The sequence below is a fragment of the Bradyrhizobium sp. Kon37 genome (assembly GCF_055807535.1).
This window is the reverse complement of sequence record NZ_JBVVOY010000006.1, coordinates 205,635-224,922: the sequence shown is the minus strand read 5'-3', so window position 1 is coordinate 224,922 and position 19,288 is coordinate 205,635. Positions and strand designations below refer to the sequence as shown.

The window sequence follows — 19,288 nt, the reverse complement described above, 5'->3', positions numbered from 1 at the left end:
GGCTATTCGGGGGGAACGATGGATCAACAAGTACATTCGGATGACGCCCTGACGCGGGCGGCCTCGAGCCTGCGCCGCTCCCGCATCAGCGAGGGCAAGCCGTTTCCGCTTGGCGCCACCTGGGACGGGCTCGGCGTCAATTTCGCGCTGTTTTCGGCCCATGCCACCAAGGTCGAGCTCTGCCTGTTCGACGACGACGGCGAGACCGAACTGGAGCGGATCGAGCTCCCGGAATACACCGACGAAGTCTGGCACGGCTATTTGCCCTCGGCCCGTCCTGGCACCGTCTACGGCTACCGCGTCCACGGCCCCTACGAACCCGACGCGGGACACCGCTTCAATCCCAACAAGCTCGTGCTCGATCCCTACGCCAAGCAGCTGGTCGGCCGGTTGCGTTGGGGACCGGAGCTGTTCGGCTACCAACTCGACCATGCCGACAAGGATCTCTCCTACGACGAACGCGACAGCGCGCCGTTGATGCAGAAATGTCGCGTCATCGACCCGGCCTTCACCTGGGGCGCCGCGCGCAAGCCGGAAGTTCCGTGGGAGCGGACGATCGTCTACGAGATGCACGTCAAGGGTTTTACCCAGCTGCATCCGCTGGTGCCCGACGCAGACCGCGGCACGTTCTCCGGCCTCGCGCATTCGGAGGTCCCGGCCTATCTGCGATCGCTCGGCATCACCAGTGCAGAATTGCTGCCGATCCATGCCTTCGTCGACGACAGCTATCTGGTCGAGAAAGGCCTGCGCAATTACTGGGGCTACAACTCCCTTGCCTTCTTCGCGCCGGAGCCGCGTTACCTCAAGACGCCGTTCGCGAACGAATTCAAGACCATGGTCAACCAGTTCCACGCTCATGGCATCGAGGTCATCCTCGACGTCGTCTACAATCACACCGCGGAAGGAAACGAGCTCGGCCCGACCCTGTCGTTCAAGGGCATCGACAACGCCAGTTATTACCGCCTGCTGCCGGACCAGCAGCGCTACTACATCAACGACACCGGTACCGGGAACACGGTGAACCTGTCACACCCGCGCGTGCTGCAACTCGTCGCGGATTCCCTGCGCTACTGGGCGACCGAGATGCGGGTCGACGGCTTCCGTTTCGACCTTGCCACCATCCTGGCGCGGGAGCCCTACGGGTTCGACGAAGGCGGTGGCTTCCTCGATGCCTGCCGGCAGGACCCCGTGCTCTCCAGCGTCAAGCTGATCGCCGAACCCTGGGACATCGGTCCGGGCGGATATCAGGTTGGTCAGTTTCCGCCGGGATGGGCGGAGTGGAACGACAAGTTCAGAGATACCGTGCGCGCTTTCTGGAAGGGCGACGAGGGGTCGATCGCGGACTTCGCCAAGCGCGTGTCTGGCTCCGGCGATCTCTTCAACAAGCGCGGCCGCCGGCCATGGGCCAGCGTCAACTTCGTCACCGCCCATGACGGTTTCAATCTCAATGATCTCGTCTCGTACAACGACAAGCACAACGAGGCCAATGGCGAGGACAATCGCGACGGCCACAGCAACAATCATTCCTGGAATTGCGGCGCCGAGGGACCGACGGACGATCCGGAAATCATTGCGCTGCGCGAGCGCCAGAAGCGCAATCTGCTGGCGACCATGCTGCTGTCTCACGGTACACCCATGCTGCTTGCCGGCGATGAATTCGGACACACTCAGCACGGCAACAACAACGCCTACGCCCAGGACAACGAGACCACATGGCTCGACTGGATGGGCATCACCGCGAACGGCCGCAGCCTGCGCGAATTCACGCGCAAGCTGATCGCCACGCGCAAGGCATTTCCGATTCTCTACCGCAGCCGCTTTCTGGTCGGCTCGCACAATGAAGAGCTGGACGTGAAGGACGTGACGTGGCTCGCGCCGTCCGGGGAGGAAATGACGACGGAGCAGTGGCAGGACGGCAATGCCAAATGTTTCGCTTTGCTGCTCGACGGCCGCGCGCAGGAGACCGGGATCAAGCGCCGCGGTTCGGACGCAACCATGCTGCTGATCTACAATGCTCATCACGACGTCGTCAATTTCACCTTGCCCGCGGTCGCCGAGGGACGCAGCTGGATCGGGTTGATCGACACCAATCAACCGGAGGGGCAGATGCCCGCATTCGAGTTCGGGCACGTTTATGCGATGACCGGGCGATCCCTCGTGGTGTTCGGTCTCGCCACCGAGAGCATCGCCACCCGCCGTTTGCGCCAGGGCCTCGGCGCGCTGCTGGACGTCGTGGAGGCGCCGTTGCCCGGATAGTTGGTCGTGACACGGTGAGCCGAGGCTGTCGAGTTGATGACGACAGGGAACGCACGCAGGTCACCGGCGTTCGAGTAGATGGGGCATCAGTCGGAGAACACCGAGATGAAGTTCACAGGTGCCGTTATCCTCGCCGCTCTCGCGCTGCCTGGAGCAGCCTGGGCGCAGGCCAGCAAGCCTGACGTTTCGTCCGCGCCGAGCGCGCAGAATTCGGGTGCCGGGATTGCCGGACAGCCCGGCAACAAGAACGGTCCGGCCGCCAAGCCCGGTGAGACCGTCGGATCGAGCTCGACGAGCTCCACTGGCAACACCGCCGTGCAATCGCAGGATCCGGCGCATATTCAGGGCGCGCCCGGCAACAAGAGCGGGCCGCCTGCCAAGCGTCCGGATCAACGCTGAACGGCCCCCCGCAATCCTGCCCATCGAGTTCGAACGACCTGCGCCTGACATTATCGGCGCAGGTCGTTTTGCGAGGAACGAACGCTGAAGCCGCCCGTTCGGGACTCACCTTCTTTCCACTCCCTCCTGCACCCGAGAGTCCACCATGTATCATCACGTCAAGAAGCTGATGTTCACCGTTCGCGTCGACGAGCCGGATCCGCGCTTTGGCAACATGCTGCTGGAGCAGTTCGGCGGCGCCAATGGCGAGCTCGCCGCCGCGATGCAGTACTCGATCCAGGGATTGAACTGCGAGGATCCCGATCGCAAGGACCTGCTGATGGACATCGGCACCGAAGAGCTCAGCCATCTGGAAGTGGTCGGCACGCTGGCGCGGATGCATCTCAAGCCGTCGAAGTTCGACCGCCAGGCAGCCGAAGCCGATCCCCTCATCGCCATCGCGGGCGGCGGCGGGGTCAATCTCTTCAACTCCCAGGGCAATGCCTGGACCGCCGACTATCTGAAGATCACCGGCGAGCTCGACGTCGATCTGCGCAGCAACATCGCCGCAGAAGCGCGGGCCAAGATCGTCTACGAGCGGCTGATCAATTTCTGCGACGACGCCGGCAGCAAGGACGCGCTGCAGTTCCTGATGACCCGCGAGATCACGCACATGAAGGCATTCGCACTGGCGCTCGAGAGCATGGGCAAGCCGGCCTTCAGCATCGGCCGCATCGCCCCGACGCCCGGCCTCGTCGACCAGTTCTTCAATGATTCCACTGGCGCCGGCGATCATGGCGAGATCGACACGCGCGGCCCCTGGAACGAGGGCGGCGACTGGGTCTTCACGGAGTCGCCGGCGATCCAGGCGGGCGAACCGGGCCCGGCCTCGGCCATCGTCACCGAGAGCTCGCCCCCGGCGGACGAAGCGGGTCTCGGCGATCTGCTCATCAACGAGCTGCGCGATATCCTGCATGCCGAGAAGCAATTGACCAAGGCGCTGCCCAAGATGGCGGAGGCCGCCCGCTTCGACCAGTTGCGCGAGCTGTTCGAGCAGCACCTCGCGGAGACCGAAGCGCAGGTCGAGCGCATCAACGAATGCTTCGAAATGCTCGGCAAATCTGCCCGCGCCAAGCCCTGCAAGGGCATGATGGGCCTCGTTGAGGAAGGCCAGGAGATCATGGCCGAGGGCGAGGACAAGGAGGACGCGGCGGCCGACCTCGCCCTGATCGGCGCAGCACAGCGTGTCGAGCATTACGAGATCGCCGGCTACACCACGGCGCGCAACCTAGCCCAGCAGCTTCGCCACAGTGCCATTGTCGCCCTGCTGTCGAAATCGCTCGCCGAGGAGGAGAACGCCGATCAGCTTCTCAACCAGGTGGCTCGCTCGCTGATGTCGGTGGCGAAAATGCCCGCGGCAGTCGAGCAGACCGAATGATCCTCAGGGGTCGAGGAGTTCGAGGAATTCCTCGACGCGCCTGAACGGGTCCTGATCACGGCGACCGGCGTAGACGACGCGGTCGCCGTCGCGCTGCAGCAATTGGCCCTCGGACTTTCCCCTGAATTTCCGCAGCCGCCCCGGCAGGAACGTCGCGGCGACGGCCTCGGGCCCGACATCGAGCCTGACGATGCCGCGCCGTTTGCAATCGATCCGGAGCCTGGCGGATGCGAAGAAGTCGCGGGCCTCCGGAGGCAGCCTGCCGAAACGACGCGAGATCTCCTCCTCCAGATCTTCCAGATCGTCGTCGCTTCGGCATCGGGCAGCGCGGCCATAGATCTCGAGCCGGACCGCTTCCGATTGCACGTAGCCTTCGGGCAGCATGTCCGCCAATGGCATATTGAGATCGGGCACCCACAGATCGGCGCCGGTATCGCTGCCTCGCTCGGACGCCCGCTTCAGCAGATGACTGTAGAGCACCGGTCCGAACACCTGGACGTGGCCGGACTGCTGTTCCGAAAACAGATCGCCGGCGCCCCTGAGGTCGAGGTCGCGCTCGCTGATCGCAAAGCCGGCACCCGGCTTGCTGAACTCCTCCAGCACCGCCAGACGTTTCTCGGACTGCTCCGAGGTCGATTCCGTCAGCAGATGAGCAAACGCGCGTGTGCCGCCGCGTCCCACCCGTCCCCTTAGCTGATGCAGCTGTGCAAGCCCGAACTTTTCGGGCCAGCACACCACGATGGTGTTCGCGCGTGGAATATCGAGACCGCTTTCCACGATATTGGTCGCCAGCAGCACATCCGCCTCGCCATCGACGAAACTCATCATGCGGTCGTCGATCTCGTCCACGGGCAGTCTGCCGTGAAGACAGACGATGCGCAGCTCCGGTGCCACCGATTGCACCCGCGCCAGCATCGGCTCCAGATCCTGGATGCGCGGGCAGATCAGGAAGCTCTGACCGTGCCGCCTGCGCTCGCGGAGCAGCGCCGCGGCAATGGCAGCGTCCGACAGCGGCGCGATCCTGGTCACGATGGGAAGGCGATGAACCGGCGGCGAGGCGATCACGCTGAGATCCCTGAAGCCGGCAAGTCCCGCGGCGAGCGTGCGCGGGATCGGCGTGGCGCTCATCCACAGCGAATGGGCCCCCTTGGCGAGGCCTGAGAGCTTCGCCTTCTCCGCCGCGCCGAAATGCTGCTCTTCGTCGATGATGACGAGGCCAAGGTCGGCGAACTTCACGTCCTTTGCCGCAAGCGCCTGGGTGCCGACCACGACTTTCAGCGTGCCGCGCCGCAGCCCCTCCTTGGTCTCTCGCGTCTCCGGGCCTGAACTGGCTCGCGACAGGCTTCCCACCTCGATCCCGAGAGGACCGAACCGCTTGCGGAAGGTTTCGACATGCTGCCGCGCCAGCACGGTCGTCGGCGCCGCGATCGCCACCTGCTTGCCCGACAGCGCCACGGCCGCCGCCGCCCGCAGCGCGACCTCGGTCTTGCCGAAGCCGACGTCACCGCAGATCACCCTGTCCATGGGATGGCCCGCCGCGAGATCGTCGAGGACGTCTTGAATCGCCTGGCCCTGGTCCACTGTCGTGAAATAGGGGAACCGTGCGACGAATTTTTCGTAAGCTGGCCCCGGCGGCACCAGTTTGGGTGCGCGACGGCGAAGGCGCTGGCTGATGTGTTTGGCGAGCGCCTTGGCGGCGACCTGGATTTCCGCTTCCGCCTCGGTGCGCCGCGCCCACCAGCTGCTGCCGTCCGCCTTGTCGAGCGTCAGCTTGCCGGGCTCGCCGGCATAAGGCCAGATCACCGCGAGATCGGACGGCGGTACGAGCACGGCATTGTCGCCCGCGAATTTGAGCCTGATCATCTCGCGTCGCGATCCCTTGCCCATGTCCAAGGTCTGCAAGCCGTCGAGCACGGCGAGCCCGCGTTGCAGATGGACGATGGCGGCGCCCTTTTCGGGCACGTCGGGATGATCAAACGCTGGGTTCCAGGCGCGCGCCATCGGCTGGGGATGATGAGCCCGGCTGCCGAGCACGTCGGACGCGGTCACGACGACAAGCGGCTTGCGGCCGGCGCCAATGAACCCCGCGTCGAAATCGGCCAGCAGCGCGCCTTCGCGGCTCCGTGCCTTCGTCACCTCGCTCCAATCGGCCAGGCGCTCCGCCTTGATGCCGCTCATGCGCTCCATCGCGCGAAGGTCATCCTCGACGGCGGCGACGAACAGCAGCCGCGATCCGCCGCGCTGCATGTCGGCGACAAAGGCGCGAAGCGCCTTGCGCGGCGAGGCAAGCTTCGAGAACTCCGGCGTCGAGATGAAGGCGGCCTTGCGCGGCAGCACGCTGATGCGCTTCTTCAACTGCTTCCAGTCCGCCTGCCCCAGATACTCGCGCTCCGCGTCCCTGCGGCCGGCGGCGTCCTCGATCGTGCCCAGCCAGCTCTCGGCGTGGGCCGATACCCCGGCATCCGCGATCCATCGCGCGCGGCTGCAATAATCCGGCAGTGTCGCCCGCTGTCCGCGCGTAGCTCCCAGCGCGATCCGCTCGGACATGGGATCGATGATCAATTCGGCGGTCTCGTAGACGACCTCGTGCTCGATCGGATCGACCGCGACGATCTTGCGGATCGTGTCTCCGGAATGCTCGATCCGGAAGGGAGCGAGCGCGCCGGCGGGAAACACTTCGAACGTCTTGCCGTGGAACAGGACGCCGCCCGGATATTCCGCCTCTTCGTCGAGATCGTAGCCGAGAGCTTCCAACCGCGTCTCCAGCTCGGGCCCGGAATAGGGTGCGCCCACTTTCAGCGTGAGGCTCGACCGCGACCAGCTCGCCGGCAGCGGCAGCCGTTCCATGATCGCTTCCGCGGTCGACACCAGGAAGACGGGCTTCTTTGCCTTGGCGAGACGCCGCAGCACCGAGCTGCGCCGACCCGCGATCTCGCGGGATGGCTCGAGGCCATCGAAGGGCAGCGTGTTCAGGCGCGGAAACACCAGCACGTCGACCGTGGGATCGAGGGCGTGGATTACGCCGCCCAGCCGCTCTGCCCTGCTCTCGTCGTCGCAGAGGAAGACGAGGCCGTCGCGGCCGGACTTCTCCCAGTGATCGAGCAGATGCAGCGCCAGCATGCCGAGCGGCGACGAGGAGGCGACCGCGGAGCGCGAGGCGCTCTTGTCCGGGCGCTTGCTTGTCGAGCCCGTGCTCTTCGAACTTTTGCTCTTCGAACTCTTGCTTTTCGCGCTCTTGCTTATCGAGCCTTTGCTTTTCGAGCTCTTGCTTTTTGTCTTTATCGCGCCGGTCGTGGCCCGGGCTTTCCTGGTGGGCGCCAATGTGTATCCAACTTTGTTTCGCAAACAGAGGCGAGCGAGGACGAGCCCTCCCGTCGAGCTCCGTCGATAACGCGCCTCGGGCCTGAGCGCCCAATGACGTCATTACAATTTTGCAATTGCGTTGAAAAGCAGAGACAGGGGGCAAAGGCAAGCGGCCTGAACGGGCAGGCGGCTATTGCAGGACCTTCGGCAGCACCACGACCACGTCCACGCTCTGCGCGAGGATGTGCGTTGCGACCACAGCGAGCTGGTGCGAGAACTCGTCCTCGATCTCGGCTGCGCTGTCCTCGTCGCTGGCAATGGCAAACAGCAGATTGCCGTCGATTTCGTCGAACCGGATGCCGGCGAAGAGGCGATCGAAAATCTCGGCGCCCGCGATGTACGCGATTCGCGCCTGGATGGCCTGGTCCTCGACGAGCGACAACTTCCTCATGGACGCAACATATGGCCGCACCACTCGAATGCAAGAGCAGGAGAGCGCTGGCGCGGCGTGCCTTGCGAACTATATTGGTGGCATCGTCCCGCCTGACCGCGTTTGCCCTTGAGGAAATCCTTGATTCTGTTCCTGCTGCTGATCTTCCTGCCGATCGCCGTGTCGGCCGGCCGCTATTATTTGCGCGGCGACGGCCGCGGCAATTGGCAGACGGCGGATCGCTCCAGCGCCGGCCTGCTGCCGCCCGCATCCGTCAATCCGGACGCGCTGATCCGCGTGTTCGCCGCGCGCACCGTGCGCTGGCGGAGTATTTTTGCCGTTCACACCTGGATCGTTGTGAAGGAGAAGGGCGCCGCCACCTACAGCCGATACGACTACACGGCCTGGGGCGACCCGATTCGTAGCAACGGCTTTGCCCCCGACGGCCGCTGGTTCGGCGCCCTTCCGGAAACCGTCGTCGCCGTCGACGGCGCGCGGGCCGAAGCGCTGATTCCCAAGATCCGTTCCGTCATCGAAAATTACAAGTTCCGCGCCTATGGCGACTACAGTGCCTGGCCGGGACCGAATTCCAACACCTTCGTGCAGGCGGCGCTGGACGCCGTTCCCGAGCTGCGCGCGGTGCTGCCGCCAACCGCCATCGGCAAGGACTTTCCCTACAGCGGACGCTGGGCCGGCATCACAGCGTCCGGCACCGGGCTCTACGCCTCGCTGTCGGGCTATCTCGGCATGACCATCGGCTGGGTCGAAGGGGTCGAGATCAATTTCCTCGGCGCGGTGCTCGGCCTCGACATCCGCCGCCCCGCGCTGAAGCTTCCAGGCATAGGCCGCCTAGGTGTCGCGGCCGGCGCGTAGGCAGGCCGGGTGCCAGCTGGCACCCGCGGTCGGTTGCCACACGTCGTCCTTCCAATGTGTGCTTCAGGTCACAGCAGAATCGAGCGCCTTGGCCTAGAATGATCTTGCATGGCCGCAAACAAGGTAACGGCGGTACGCACGAGGCTGGAGAGGCGACCAACAGCTACGGACTTTTGAAGCCGCCAGGGTGAAGAACTCGGCGGTTTTTTCTTTGTGTATCGTTTCGTCCTATCGCTTCGCTTTCTATCGTTTGTCTAAGGGATCCGAGAGCTTCCGCTGTTCGCGCTCTTGTTCGATCTGCCGTTCCGCTTCGACCCAGAACTCCACGTCCCGATCGGCCGGGCGACCGGCCTGCTCCCAGAGTTCGTAAGCGCGCGCTCGCACCTTGCCGCGCCCCATCACGCGAAGCAGCTTTTGCTTCAGCTCCTCGGCAAAGTTCCTGAATCGCTGGACGGTGGTTTCGTCTTTGACGAGCGCAGCCGCTCGCGTTGCGAGTTCGATCTGGTGCTCTATCTTTTGCCGTTCGTCCACCGCAAACCCCGCCGTAGCCACGGGCCTGCGTCGCAGCCCGTGCTGCTCACAACCTCAATTCCTGCTGGAAGGCTCTGTTCCGCCTTCAATGCCACGTCGTGTCCGCTTCGACGATCACCGCCCTCGTTTCGGGGTCTTCCGTCGTGTTGCAGGTGCAGGGCATGCCTGCACCGCAGCGGCAGCCGCCCAGTTCCTCACTCCAGGCGCGGAGCGGATGGTTTTCGCAGACCCATCCCAGACCACAGCAGAATGGGCATCTCTTGTTGGTCACAGCGTATCCGGCGTCCGCATTGGGTTCGACTTGTCCTCGTTGCGCAACTCCTGCTCGGCCGCGTGCCAGAACTCTTCCTCGCGGCCTTCCGGCTTGCCCGCCTGTTCCCACAATCGGTGCGCGCGTTCTCTGATGTCGTGATCGGTCGGCTCCGGCATTGCATCTCCTGCGAAGAGACACGGCCCCACCCTGGGGGGTATGGGGGCTTGGAGGCGGGGCCGTGCAGGCCAGCAAATCGGCGGCGACGCTGGCCCGCCGAGTCAAGCCTCGATGGTGCGCAAGAGTTCCTAGTTCGGAGCGGCGGACGACGCGGCTTTCAGTTATCTTTTTCCTGAGCTGAAGCGCCCGCGGCATGCATCGCCGCGCACCATCCAAATACCATCGCAGGCCCGATCATCGTGCCCGGGCCCGGATAAGTGCCTCGAAAGATCGAGGATGAATCGGTACCGACGGCGTAGAGTCCGGGTATGGCCGTCCCACGGCTAGACAGGACCCGGGCGGTTGAATCCGTGCACAAGCCGGCACTGCTGGCGAGATCCGTCGGCCATACTGCGACGGCATAGTATGGCCCAGGACCGATCCGGCGCAGGCACGGGTTTGGCACGTTCCGGGGATCACCATTGAACCGGTTCAACTCGCTTGAACCGCGGCCGAACTCTTCGTCCACCCCGCTCTCGGCATAGCGATTGTATCGCTCAATAGTTTGAGCAAGCTCGCCGCCATCGACGCCGATGTTTTCGGCCAGTGCTTCAATCGTTTCGCCTGCCAGCAAATATTTAGCCTTCAGAAATTTATCCAAATCCCTCGTCCTGGGATGAACGAGGCCAATGCCATAGTCGCCGATAAAGGCGCGGTCGCAAATCAGGAAAGCCGGCGTAGCTAATACGGAAGGCGAGTCCGATCGCAACATCGCTTCCACGAAGTCGTGATAGGAGTCGGCTTCATTCACGAAACGGCGGCCCGACTTGTTCACCGCAAGCAGTCCTGGCTTGGCACGATCCAGCATAATGTGCGGGAATACCGAGACATAACCGTCCGCCTGCGTCATGACCGAGCTCGGCATCCACAAGGCGGGGCTATCGAAACTGCGCTCGATCACCGCGTCGACACGTTCGGCCGCGAGCAGGCCGTCCCCGGTATTGCACGATGGCGCGAGTGAAAATCGGTGCGCGCCCTCGGGGAAAAACCTTTCGCGAAGTTCGCGGCTCCAGCCGATGCCTCCCGTTGCCAGCACCACGCCTCTGCGGGCACGTATTGCCAATGCTCTTGAGGACGATGACAAAACGGCCCCGACGACTGCGTCGCCGCTCCGGATGAGCTCAACGAGCTCGGTCTCATATCGCAGATCCACGCCGGAACGACGGAGGCTGTCAAACAACCTCGCGACGAGAGCGTTGCCCATGATCAGACGCGTTCCGCGATTGTGGCGAAGTCGATCGCGCAAATGCCGACCGAGAAGACCAACGACATGCCTGAAGTTCGTCCAGTTGCGGATTGGGGCCAGCAACGCCGGGATGTCCGCCTTTCCGACCATCATGCCGCCGAGGACCATGAACTCTCGCCGCGGGGCCCTGATGCGCTCGAAGTCCTTGCCAAGCTTGCGGCCGTCGAACGGAACGGCGCCGAGAGCACGACCACCGATCGCTGCCCCAGGAAGATCCTTGTAGTCGGGATGTACCGGCGGCGCCGCAAACCGTACGCTCGTCCTCTGCTCGAGATAATCGAGCATGATTGGACCCGTCTGGAGGAACGCATCCACACGCGCGTCCGCGGCGTGTTCACCTAGCAATGCTTCAAGATAGACACGCGCCGCCTCGGTCGAGTCTGGTCTTCCTGCAAGCAGTCCCTGCCGATTGCCCGGAATCCAGATGGTGCCGGCGGAGGCCGCAGTCGTACCGCCGACTGTGTCGGACTTCTCGCAAAGGATCACGTCGAGCCCCTCGAGGGCAGCCACCAGCGATGTCGTCATGCCGGCGGCACCCGCCCCGACGACCAGGAGATCGGTCTCGACGTCCCAGGAGCGATCGGCCTGCGGCATCCCGAACTACCCTTCCGTCCCGAATTCTCACCTCTGGCTGCGCGCCCGCTCCACGACGGCTCTCCCCGCCAGCAACGCCCGGCGTGCTCGCGACGCGGCGTCGACGCTCTTTGCTAGTTGAACGGTCGGAACCTCGATGCTGATGGTCAGGTCATGCGGCATCGCGCTTGCAAGCCCCATCAAGTCTATTCCGCCCTCGCCCGGAAACATCCGCTCCTCGCGAGCGGCATGGATGAGCTGCCCAGTGGTCGGTGGGCGTTCGGCGGGGCCATCGCATAATTGCCAGTAGTGAAAGCGGTGCGCCGGGATAGCGCGGAGGTCCGCAAGCGAACTTTGCGACCGATCGAAATGCAGTGCATCGACCAGAATGCCGGCACCGGGATGATCGACGTCGCCGACGATCCGCATTGCGGTCTTTAGGTCCGGAACGCTGGTCCAGGGCATGAATTCGAGATCGGAGGTCAGGCCGTAGCTTGCTGCCGCTTCACAAAATTGCTGGTAGCGATCCGAAAACCGCGCCAGATCCGGATCGTAGGCCGCGACGAGGATGTGTTTGGCGCCGAGGCGCGCGCCCACCTCGAAGAAGGGCGTGAACGAGGCCATCTCGGTTTCCGGTCTGAACGCAACGACCTCGAGATCGGCGACAGTCACTCCCGTCAACTCCAACCGCCGGAGCGTCTCCCGCAGGAGCGGCGCATCGTCCATCAGGCGATAGGCAACACCGCCAGGCGTGGCGGGCAACAGTCTGAGCCCGACTTTTTCGTAGCCGCAATGCGCGGCCAATTCGATCATCTCGGGCGGCGCAAGCTCGAGCACGGTCAAGGCGGCGAGCGAGAACGTTGCCATCAACCGAAATCCGCGATACGGGCGTCGAGCGCAAACATGCTTTGATAAACTTCCGGTTCGCTCGCCCCGGCCATGACGTCGGGCGCAAGCTCGCTTGCCCGATGCAAGGCAGCCTGCAACGAGGCGACGTCGAGCGCCTCGATCAGCAAAAGCCCCGCGAAGAAGCCCTCGTTCTTCCGCATGCCCTTCTCGGTCGTCCGCACCGACGTCCGCGCCTCGTCGGTCCCACCGATCTGCACCGCGGCAACCCCGTCGCACGCAACGAGCGCCTGAGCCAGACCCTGGGGATCCTTCGGCAGCGTCTCGATCCGGAGCGCCACGACCGAGGTGCCCTCGCCCCGCCCTGCCCGAGCGATCATGGCACCGCCGCCCCGCATGAAATTGCCGAGCTTCGGCATGATGCGCTGGGACCACGGCGTCGGTGCGTTGAGGCGCGCCAGATAGGCCTCGCCGTCGAGGACCTCCGGCGTCTCCAGCTCATACAGAATGAAGAAGCGGTTGACGTCGTCCCTTGCCGCGCGGAAGACACGCGACGCCAGGAAGCCCTTCGTCGTCACGCGCTCGGTCGTGTGCTCACGCGTCAGCCAGTGCCGGTAGTCGGTCAGGTCGTGAGTCTCGACGTCGCTCCAGATGGCGAGAAATCCCGTGCCGCGCATCGCGCCCTCCATGCCTACGCCTTGCCGCGGGCCGCAAGCCCGTGCAGAGCCGGTGCGATGGTCTCAGGCAATTGCCCCAACCGTTGGACGACCGCGAGCATCGCGGCGAGATAGCCATAGGAACCGAGACCGCAAATGACCGCCGTGCAGGCACTCGACGTGATCGAGTGGCGGTGCAGCTCGTCCCGCGCGTGGATGTTCGAGATGTGCACCTCGATCTTCACGCCCTCGAAAATCTTCAGCGCATCGATCAGCGCGATCGAGGTGAACGAATAGGCTGCGGGATTCATGATGATGGCATCCGCGTTGCCATGGGCGGACTGGATCAGGCTGACGAGCTCGCCCTCCATGTTCGTTTGATGGAACGACATCGAAACCCCGAGCTGATCGGCCAGCGCCTTGCAGCTCGCCTCGATCTCATCGAGCGTCGTCGAGCCGTAGATGTGGGGCTCGCGGATGCCGAGGAAATTGAGATTGGGTCCGTTGAGGATCATGATCCTTGCGGCCATTTTCGCTTGTCCTTCTTTTGTTGCCGATGCGTCTAGCCGCTGAACCACTTGGCCGGGACCGTCACCAATCCCGGGAATAGCACCATCGCGAACAGGACGATCAATTGTGCAATCAGGAAGGGCCAGACGCCCTTGATGATGTCCTCCATGCTGATCCTGGAGACGCCGCAAACCACATTCAGCACGATACCGACCGGCGGCGTGATGAGGCCGATCGCATTGTTGATGATGAAGAGGACGCCAAAGTAGACGGGATCGATGCCCGCCGCCTTGACGATCGGCATCAGGATCGGCGTGAGGATGAGGATGGTCGGCGTCATGTCGAGGGCCGTTCCCACGATCACCACCACGACCATGATCGCCAGCATCAGGAGCGTGTTGTTGCCCATGAACGGCTTCAGCAGGGTGACGATCTGTGTCGAAATCTCGGACACGGTGATCAGCCAGGACGACACCAGCGCCGCTGCCACGAGAAACATCACGATGCTCGTCGTCAGCGCCGAGGAGACGAACACCTCGTAAAGCTGCGACGGCTTCAATTCCCGATAAATGCAGGTCGCGACGAACAGCGAATAGACGGCGACGACCACTGCGGCTTCCGTCGGCGTGAAGATGCCAAAGCGCAGGCCGACGATGATAATAACCGGCAGCATCAACGCCCAGAAGCCGTCGACCACCGCTTTCACCATTTCCGCGAGCGATGCTCTTGGCGGGGGCGTCAGGTTCTCCCGGCGCACCACCCACCACCAGGCCAGGCAGAGCCCTGCCCCGAGCAACATCCCCGGGATGATCCCGGCCAGAAACAGTTTTGAGATCGACACGCCTGCGGCGACACCGAAGATGACGAACCCGATGCTGGGTGGAATCACGGGCGCGATGATGCCGCCGGCCGCCACCAGACCCGCCGCATAGGATTTCTTGTGGCCCGCCGCCACCATCATCGGCACCAGCAGGGCGGCCAGCGCCGCGGCATCGGCTGCTGCGGAGCCCGAGAGCGACGCAAGGATGCAGGATGCGAGGATCGTGACGTAACCGAGTCCGCCGCGAAAATGTCCGACTGCGACGAGCGCAACGTTGACGATTCGCTTGGCCAGTCCGCCCTTGTTCATGACCTCGCCGGCAAGCATGAAGAAGGGAATGGCCATCAGCGGAAAGCTGTCCGCGCCGTTGATGACGTTCTGCGCCACGATCTGGGCGTCGAACATGTCGATCGTGCTCATCAGGGCCACGCCGCAGACGATCAGAGCAAAGGCGATCGGCATGCCCAGTGCCATGGCGCCGAGCAGCGAGAAGGTGAAGACGGCAATCGTCATGGCGTGATCCCGGTGATTTTCAGGATTGGAGCGCCGGGCGGTACGATACGGGGAGACAGCATCAGTGCTCCTCCGATTCCCTGACGGCGACCATGTCGGCTTCGCTGGCCTGTCCGGAAATGACGCGGAACAGGTCGTAGAGAAGGATCACTCCGGCCGAAACGCCGAAGATCACGCCCACGCCATAGAAGATGCCGAGTGACAGGCCGGTCGCCGGCGCGCGGTCGTCGATATTGATGATCGTCTGACGCCAACTTCCCGAGAGCAGAAGCCAGTCAGCGAACAGCATCAGGACGTAGCTCACGATGAAGCAGATGCGTTTGCCGTAAGCCGGCAGCATCCGCACAAGGCTATCGACGCCGAGATGGGCGTGTTCGCGCATCGCAACGATCGCACCGAGGAAGGTCAGCCAGACCAGGAGCCAGCGGGACAGCTCCTCGGAGATCGCGATTCCGGAGTTGAAGCCGTAGCGCAGCACCACGTTGCCGAACACCAGCACCACCATCACCGCGAGAAATGCGGCAATGATGCCCTTCAGCAGGGTGCAATAGAGGTCGAGAATTCGTGCCATGCGGGCCGTCCAGGCAAGGTCAGTTCAAGAGCCGGCGACCGGTCGGCTCCTACTTATGCATGCTGACGAGGTCGACTATTTCACGTCCTTGCGGATGCGATCGAGCTCGTCGTTGAACAGCTTGACCGCCTCCGGCTTGAGATTGGCGGCAATCTTGTCGACCACCGGCTGCGCCGTCTTGCGCATGCGATCGAGCTCTTCCGGCGCGACGGTGTTGTACTGCATGCCCTTCGCCTGCAATTCAGACAGGGCCTTTTCGGTCTGAAGGCGCGTCTGCTCCTTTTGATAGCCTCGGCTTTCCTCATACGCCTCGCGCATCAGGCGCTGCTCGGTCGGTGACAGCTTGTCCCAGAACGCCTTGCTCACCAGGATGATGTTCAGGGTGAAGGTGTGATTGGTGGCGGAGACGTATTTTTGCACTTCGTAGAACTTGTTGGAGAGAATGACCGTGAAGGGGTTCTCCTCGCCATCAACGGTGCGGGTCTCCAGCGCCGAGTAGAGTTCGCCGAAGGCCATCGGAACGGGATTGGCCTTAAATGATCCGAAGGTCTCCAGGTAGACCGGATTCGGAATGACGCGAAGCTTGAGGCCGTTGAAATCCTCGACCTTGGTGATCGGCCGCGTGCTGTTGGTGACGTTGCGGAAGCCGAGGCCCCAATAGCCCAGACCGATCAGCCCCTTCGGCGGCAAGGTATCGAGCATTGACGTGCCGAATTTTCCGGTGCCGAGCGCGTCGGCCTGCTCGATGGTCTTCACGATGAATGGAAAGTCGATGAGGCCGAACTCCGGCACGACGGTTGCGAGCGACGTCGTCGAGGCCGACAGCATTTCCTGCGTGCCGCCACGCAGTGCGGATTGCTGCTGCAACTCGTTGCCGAGCTGCGAGGCCGCGAACTCGCGAACCTTCATCTTGCCCCCGCTCTTCGCCAGCAGGATCTCCGCAAATTTCTGCACCCCCGCGCTGACGGGGTGATCGGTGTTGTTCAGGTGTCCCCACCTGATCGTGCGCTCCTGAATGTCCTCAGCGGATGCGCCGACCGTCAGCGCCATGCAAATCGCCGTCGCAGACAGCGCCCGTACCAGCAAGCTCATCGTTTCCTCCCTGTTCGAACGGGCGCGAACGGCGGCTTAAGCCATCATTTTTCGTACCCTCGGTCTATTTAGACAACACACATGCATTCCATGTCAAATGACGATATCCATTTCATATGACGATTTGCTATGCATCTGACATTCGAAATCTGCTATAATGCTGGCAACATTGATGGTTCGGCCGCCTCCGGAGCGGCGACCAATCGGGACAGGCGGGATCAGAAGGCATGACGTCACTCGAGGAACGGCCCCTGTCGGCGGGCGACAGCGGCTATCAGCGCATCCGGGCCGACATCATTTTCGGAGTGCTCACGCCATCCGGACGCCTCAAGCTCGATGCCATGAAGGAAGATTACGGCCTCAGCGTCAGCACGCTGCGCGAGATCCTCAATCGTCTGACGTCCGAGGGATTCGTGGTTGCCGAGGGCCAGCGCGGCTTCGAGGTGGCGCCGATCTCCATCCAGAACCTGCGTGAGCTCGCCGGTCTGCGCATCCTGCTGGAGCATCATGCGATGGCCGAGTCGTTCCGCGCCGGCGACGTGGAGTGGGAAGGCCGCGTGGTGTCGGCGCATCACAAGCTGGCGGCGACCGAACGCACCGTGCTCAAGGAGGGTGACGATCCCGAGCTGCGCAAACGCTACGACGGCGAATTCCACCAGGCGCTGATCTCGAGTTGCGGTTCGCGCGAGCTGATGCAGACCCACGCGGTCGTGTTCGACAAATATTTCCGGTATGCGCTGCGCTACCGCGGCGCAGAGACGATCAACCAGCACAAGGCGCTGCTGGAATGTGCCCTCAAGCGCGACATCAAGAGCGCCAAAGCCGTCCTCACCGAGCACATCAACGGTTGCGTCGCGCACGCCCTCACCTCCTGGAACGAGGATTAATTGCCCACGGCCTGACGTCTTTCGACGGCAGCTCGTGGTTGGAATCGGATCGGGATGGCCACCGACATGATCCCCGCGCATCGGGTCGAGACCGCGGTCGCCGCAGGCGACATCCTCGGTGAGACGCCATTGTGGTGCGACCGCTCCCGCAGACTGTGGTGGGTCGACGTCGACCGGCGGCTGCATCAATCGTTCGATCCGGCGACAGGTGCTCATCAAGTTGTTCCCTACGCATGCAACTTCCTCGGCAGTCAGGCTCTGACGGCGGATGGCTCCCACCTGCTCGCGCAGGATCTGGGACTTTATCGCCGCGCGTCCGATGACGGTCCTCCAGCTCAGCTCTGCGAAGTCGAAAGCGGCCCCGGCAACCGCCTGAACGACGGGCGTGTCGACGCGCGGGGCCGGCTGTGGATCGGCACCATGGACAACCAGCTGCATCGGCCGAACGGAGCGCTGTATCGTGTGGATTCGGACGGCCGGACGGCGCGCATGTTCGGCGATGTCATCGTGACGAACGGCATCGCGTTCTCACCCGACAATCGGACGCTCTATTTCACCGATACGAGGCGATACCGAACCTGGCAGTTCGACTTCGATCTCGACGACGGCGCGATCCACAACAGACGGCTGTTCGCGGATTACAGCGCCTCCGGGGAGAGGCCCGACGGCGCGTGTATCGACGTCGCCGGCGGACTGTGGACCGCATTCTTCTCCGGCGGCCGGGTGGTACGTTATCGGCCGGACGGCCGGATCGATACCGTCATTCCAGTGCCGGCGGCCAATCCGACCTGCGTGTGCTTCGGCGGAGCCGACCTGAAGACATTGTTCGTCACGACGGCCAGAAAGTTTCTGGATCGCGAGCAATTGAGCCGCGAACCCCAAGCGGGTCACGTTCTGGCCATCGATGGCATCGCACAGGGGCTTCCAGAACACCGCTTCGGCAATTCATCCTGAACCTTTGCACGGGCCATCGTGAACCGGCTTCGCTACCATTTCTCGCCGAAGGGACGAATCTCCAGCTCGAAGGTCCAGGCACTTTTGGGTTGCTGATAGAGCATCCAGTAGGATTCGGCGACCGACGACGGCGGCATCAGGAGGTCGGGATCATCCAGCGCGTTCGGACCGAGCGCCTCGATCCGCCGTTGCCGGACCCATTCCGTGTCGACGCCGGAATCGATGATCAGATGCGCCACGTGAATGTTCTTCGGGCCCAATTCGCGCGCCGCGGCTTGCGCGACCGCCCGCAGGCCGAACTTGGCGCTGGCGAAGGCCGCATAGCCGCTTCCGCCGCGCAGGCTCGCCGTCGCACCGGTGAAGAAGATGTTGCCCTGGCCGCGGGGCAGCATCAGGCGTGCGGCCTCGCGGCCGGCGAGGAAGCCGGAATAGCAAGCCATTTCCCAGACCTTGCGGAACACCCGTTCGGTCGTGTCGAGGATCGGAAAGTTGACGTTGGCGCCGACGTTGAAGATGCAAACCTCGAGCGGGGCGTGCTTGTCGGCATCGCCGAGAAACGAGATGATCTGGTCTTCCTTGCGCGCATCGAGCGCGCGGGCGTGAATTTCGCCGCCGGCCTGCTCGATCTCCTTGACGAGCGGTTCGAGCTTGGCGCCGTCGCGGCGTCCCGCGAACACCGTAAAGCCCTCGGAGGCGAACTTCTTTGCAATCTCGCTGCCGATAAAATCACCGGCGCCGATCACGGCCACGGTCGCGTTTCTCTTTTGCATGGGACTTCTCCCGGTCAGGTCTGGATCCGGTCGTCGGATCATAATTCAGACCGCAGATTATCTTATAGTTCTAAAAACGAACTGTCAATTCTGGCGTATTTTCTGCTGAACTAGGCCTTCGCAAGACATTGCCTCGCAGTCAGTACCGATTTAGAATGGTATCTGAACCAAA

At 63.3% G+C, this 19,288-nt stretch carries 19 protein-coding genes; 7 read left to right on the top strand and 12 right to left on the bottom strand.

Annotation, left to right across the window (positions count from 1 at the left end; translation table 11 throughout):
• Positions 1-18 precede the first annotated feature (18 nt).
• The 3 genes from glgX to AC0L3J_RS16000 all read left to right on the top strand — a co-directional run bounded on the left by glgX (position 19) and on the right by AC0L3J_RS16000 (position 4,072).
• Positions 19-2,256, top strand: a complete 2,238-nt coding sequence (gene glgX / locus AC0L3J_RS16010; protein ID WP_473347630.1) for a glycogen debranching protein GlgX — start codon at positions 19-21, stop codon at positions 2,254-2,256.
• Between the two features lie 105 nt (positions 2,257-2,361).
• A complete protein-coding gene (locus AC0L3J_RS16005) occupies positions 2,362-2,655 on the top strand; it encodes a hypothetical protein (protein ID WP_473289105.1) in 294 nt (97 codons plus the stop codon).
• Positions 2,656-2,800: 145 nt separating this feature from the next.
• A complete protein-coding gene (locus AC0L3J_RS16000) occupies positions 2,801-4,072 on the top strand; it encodes a DUF892 family protein (RefSeq protein ID WP_018453925.1) in 1,272 nt (423 codons plus the stop codon).
• Positions 4,073-4,075: 3 nt separating this feature from the next.
• Here AC0L3J_RS16000 and AC0L3J_RS15995 read toward each other — a convergent pair whose 3' ends face one another.
• A complete protein-coding gene (locus AC0L3J_RS15995; RefSeq protein WP_473347629.1) occupies positions 4,076-7,192 on the bottom strand; it encodes a DEAD/DEAH box helicase in 3,117 nt (1,038 codons plus the stop codon).
• Here AC0L3J_RS15995 and AC0L3J_RS15990 point away from each other — a divergent pair.
• Positions 7,191-7,463: a hypothetical protein gene (locus tag AC0L3J_RS15990; RefSeq protein ID WP_473347628.1), complete on the top strand. Its 273-nt coding sequence runs from the start codon at positions 7,191-7,193 to the stop codon at positions 7,461-7,463. The two genes, AC0L3J_RS15995 and AC0L3J_RS15990, sit on opposite strands and share 2 nt — an antisense overlap.
• 102 nt (positions 7,464-7,565) lie before the next feature.
• Here AC0L3J_RS15990 and AC0L3J_RS15985 read toward each other — a convergent pair whose 3' ends face one another.
• A complete protein-coding gene (locus AC0L3J_RS15985) occupies positions 7,566-7,826 on the bottom strand; it encodes a hypothetical protein (RefSeq protein ID WP_473289111.1) in 261 nt (86 codons plus the stop codon).
• A gap of 120 nt (positions 7,827-7,946) precedes the next feature.
• Here AC0L3J_RS15985 and AC0L3J_RS15980 point away from each other — a divergent pair, with 120 nt between their 5' ends.
• Positions 7,947-8,678, top strand: coding sequence for a DUF3750 domain-containing protein (locus AC0L3J_RS15980; protein ID WP_473347627.1), 732 nt, complete (start codon positions 7,947-7,949; stop codon positions 8,676-8,678).
• Between the two features lie 243 nt (positions 8,679-8,921).
• Here AC0L3J_RS15980 and AC0L3J_RS15975 read toward each other — a convergent pair whose 3' ends face one another.
• The 9 genes from AC0L3J_RS15975 to AC0L3J_RS15935 form a co-directional block, all read right to left on the bottom strand.
• Positions 8,922-9,209: a DUF2934 domain-containing protein gene (locus AC0L3J_RS15975; protein WP_473347626.1), complete on the bottom strand. Its 288-nt coding sequence runs from the start codon at positions 9,207-9,209 to the stop codon at positions 8,922-8,924.
• A 267-nt stretch (positions 9,210-9,476) separates the two neighbouring features.
• A complete protein-coding gene (locus tag AC0L3J_RS15970; protein WP_007595988.1) occupies positions 9,477-9,638 on the bottom strand; it encodes a DUF2934 domain-containing protein in 162 nt (53 codons plus the stop codon).
• Between the two features lie 158 nt (positions 9,639-9,796).
• A complete protein-coding gene (locus AC0L3J_RS15965; RefSeq protein WP_473347625.1) occupies positions 9,797-11,518 on the bottom strand; it encodes an FAD-dependent oxidoreductase in 1,722 nt (573 codons plus the stop codon).
• A 27-nt stretch (positions 11,519-11,545) separates the two neighbouring features.
• The gene (locus tag AC0L3J_RS15960) at positions 11,546-12,334 is read right to left on the bottom strand and encodes a sugar phosphate isomerase/epimerase family protein (RefSeq protein WP_473347654.1); all 789 of its coding nucleotides are present in this window, start codon (positions 12,332-12,334) and stop codon (positions 11,546-11,548) included.
• Between the two features lie 29 nt (positions 12,335-12,363).
• Entirely contained in the window at positions 12,364-13,020 is a 657-nt protein-coding gene (locus AC0L3J_RS15955) for a hypothetical protein (protein WP_473347624.1), read from the bottom strand.
• A 14-nt stretch (positions 13,021-13,034) separates the two neighbouring features.
• On the bottom strand, positions 13,035-13,529 hold the full coding sequence (locus AC0L3J_RS15950) for a type II 3-dehydroquinate dehydratase (RefSeq protein ID WP_473347623.1): 495 nt from the start codon (positions 13,527-13,529) through the stop codon (positions 13,035-13,037).
• A gap of 32 nt (positions 13,530-13,561) precedes the next feature.
• Positions 13,562-14,842 carry a TRAP transporter large permease gene (locus AC0L3J_RS15945; protein WP_473347622.1) on the bottom strand — a complete coding sequence of 427 codons (1,281 nt, stop codon included), beginning with the start codon at positions 14,840-14,842 and terminating at the stop codon, positions 13,562-13,564.
• A gap of 61 nt (positions 14,843-14,903) precedes the next feature.
• On the bottom strand, positions 14,904-15,413 hold the full coding sequence (locus AC0L3J_RS15940; protein WP_473289128.1) for a TRAP transporter small permease: 510 nt from the start codon (positions 15,411-15,413) through the stop codon (positions 14,904-14,906).
• 75 nt (positions 15,414-15,488) lie between these two features.
• Positions 15,489-16,505, bottom strand: coding sequence for a TRAP transporter substrate-binding protein (locus AC0L3J_RS15935; RefSeq protein WP_473347621.1), 1,017 nt, complete (start codon positions 16,503-16,505; stop codon positions 15,489-15,491).
• A 227-nt stretch (positions 16,506-16,732) separates the two neighbouring features.
• Between AC0L3J_RS15935 and AC0L3J_RS15930 the strand changes: the two genes are divergently transcribed.
• Both AC0L3J_RS15930 and AC0L3J_RS15925 read left to right on the top strand, forming a co-directional pair.
• Positions 16,733-17,392 carry a GntR family transcriptional regulator gene (locus AC0L3J_RS15930; protein WP_473347620.1) on the top strand — a complete coding sequence of 220 codons (660 nt, stop codon included), beginning with the start codon at positions 16,733-16,735 and terminating at the stop codon, positions 17,390-17,392.
• Positions 17,393-17,446: 54 nt separating this feature from the next.
• Positions 17,447-18,346 carry an SMP-30/gluconolactonase/LRE family protein gene (locus tag AC0L3J_RS15925; protein WP_473347619.1) on the top strand — a complete coding sequence of 300 codons (900 nt, stop codon included), beginning with the start codon at positions 17,447-17,449 and terminating at the stop codon, positions 18,344-18,346.
• A 32-nt stretch (positions 18,347-18,378) separates the two neighbouring features.
• Here AC0L3J_RS15925 and AC0L3J_RS15920 read toward each other — a convergent pair whose 3' ends face one another.
• Entirely contained in the window at positions 18,379-19,116 is a 738-nt protein-coding gene (locus AC0L3J_RS15920) for an SDR family oxidoreductase (RefSeq protein WP_473289135.1), read from the bottom strand.
• Positions 19,117-19,288: the final 172 nt, after the last annotated feature.

Bases quoted from the DNA above. Each gene is read 5' to 3' on its own strand.
- glgX (WP_473347630.1), top strand. From the start codon at position 19: ATGGATCAACAAGTACATTCGGATGACGCCCTGACGCGGGCGGCCTCG.
- AC0L3J_RS16005 (WP_473289105.1), top strand. From the start codon at position 2,362: ATGAAGTTCACAGGTGCCGTTATCCTCGCCGCTCTCGCGCTGCCTGGA.
- AC0L3J_RS16000 (WP_018453925.1), top strand. From the start codon at position 2,801: ATGTATCATCACGTCAAGAAGCTGATGTTCACCGTTCGCGTCGACGAG.
- AC0L3J_RS15990 (WP_473347628.1), top strand. From the start codon at position 7,191: ATGCCGAGCGGCGACGAGGAGGCGACCGCGGAGCGCGAGGCGCTCTTG.
- AC0L3J_RS15995 (WP_473347629.1), bottom strand. From the start codon at position 7,192: ATGCTGGCGCTGCATCTGCTCGATCACTGGGAGAAGTCCGGCCGCGAC.
- AC0L3J_RS15985 (WP_473289111.1), bottom strand. From the start codon at position 7,826: ATGAGGAAGTTGTCGCTCGTCGAGGACCAGGCCATCCAGGCGCGAATC.
- AC0L3J_RS15970 (WP_007595988.1), bottom strand. From the start codon at position 9,638: ATGCCGGAGCCGACCGATCACGACATCAGAGAACGCGCGCACCGATTG.
- AC0L3J_RS15965 (WP_473347625.1), bottom strand. From the start codon at position 11,518: ATGCCGCAGGCCGATCGCTCCTGGGACGTCGAGACCGATCTCCTGGTC.
- AC0L3J_RS15955 (WP_473347624.1), bottom strand. From the start codon at position 13,020: ATGCGCGGCACGGGATTTCTCGCCATCTGGAGCGACGTCGAGACTCAC.
- AC0L3J_RS15950 (WP_473347623.1), bottom strand. From the start codon at position 13,529: ATGGCCGCAAGGATCATGATCCTCAACGGACCCAATCTCAATTTCCTC.
- AC0L3J_RS15945 (WP_473347622.1), bottom strand. From the start codon at position 14,842: ATGACGATTGCCGTCTTCACCTTCTCGCTGCTCGGCGCCATGGCACTG.
- AC0L3J_RS15940 (WP_473289128.1), bottom strand. From the start codon at position 15,413: ATGGCACGAATTCTCGACCTCTATTGCACCCTGCTGAAGGGCATCATT.
- AC0L3J_RS15935 (WP_473347621.1), bottom strand. From the start codon at position 16,505: ATGAGCTTGCTGGTACGGGCGCTGTCTGCGACGGCGATTTGCATGGCG.
- AC0L3J_RS15930 (WP_473347620.1), top strand. From the start codon at position 16,733: ATGACGTCACTCGAGGAACGGCCCCTGTCGGCGGGCGACAGCGGCTAT.
- AC0L3J_RS15925 (WP_473347619.1), top strand. From the start codon at position 17,447: ATGGCCACCGACATGATCCCCGCGCATCGGGTCGAGACCGCGGTCGCC.
- AC0L3J_RS15920 (WP_473289135.1), bottom strand. From the start codon at position 19,116: ATGCAAAAGAGAAACGCGACCGTGGCCGTGATCGGCGCCGGTGATTTT.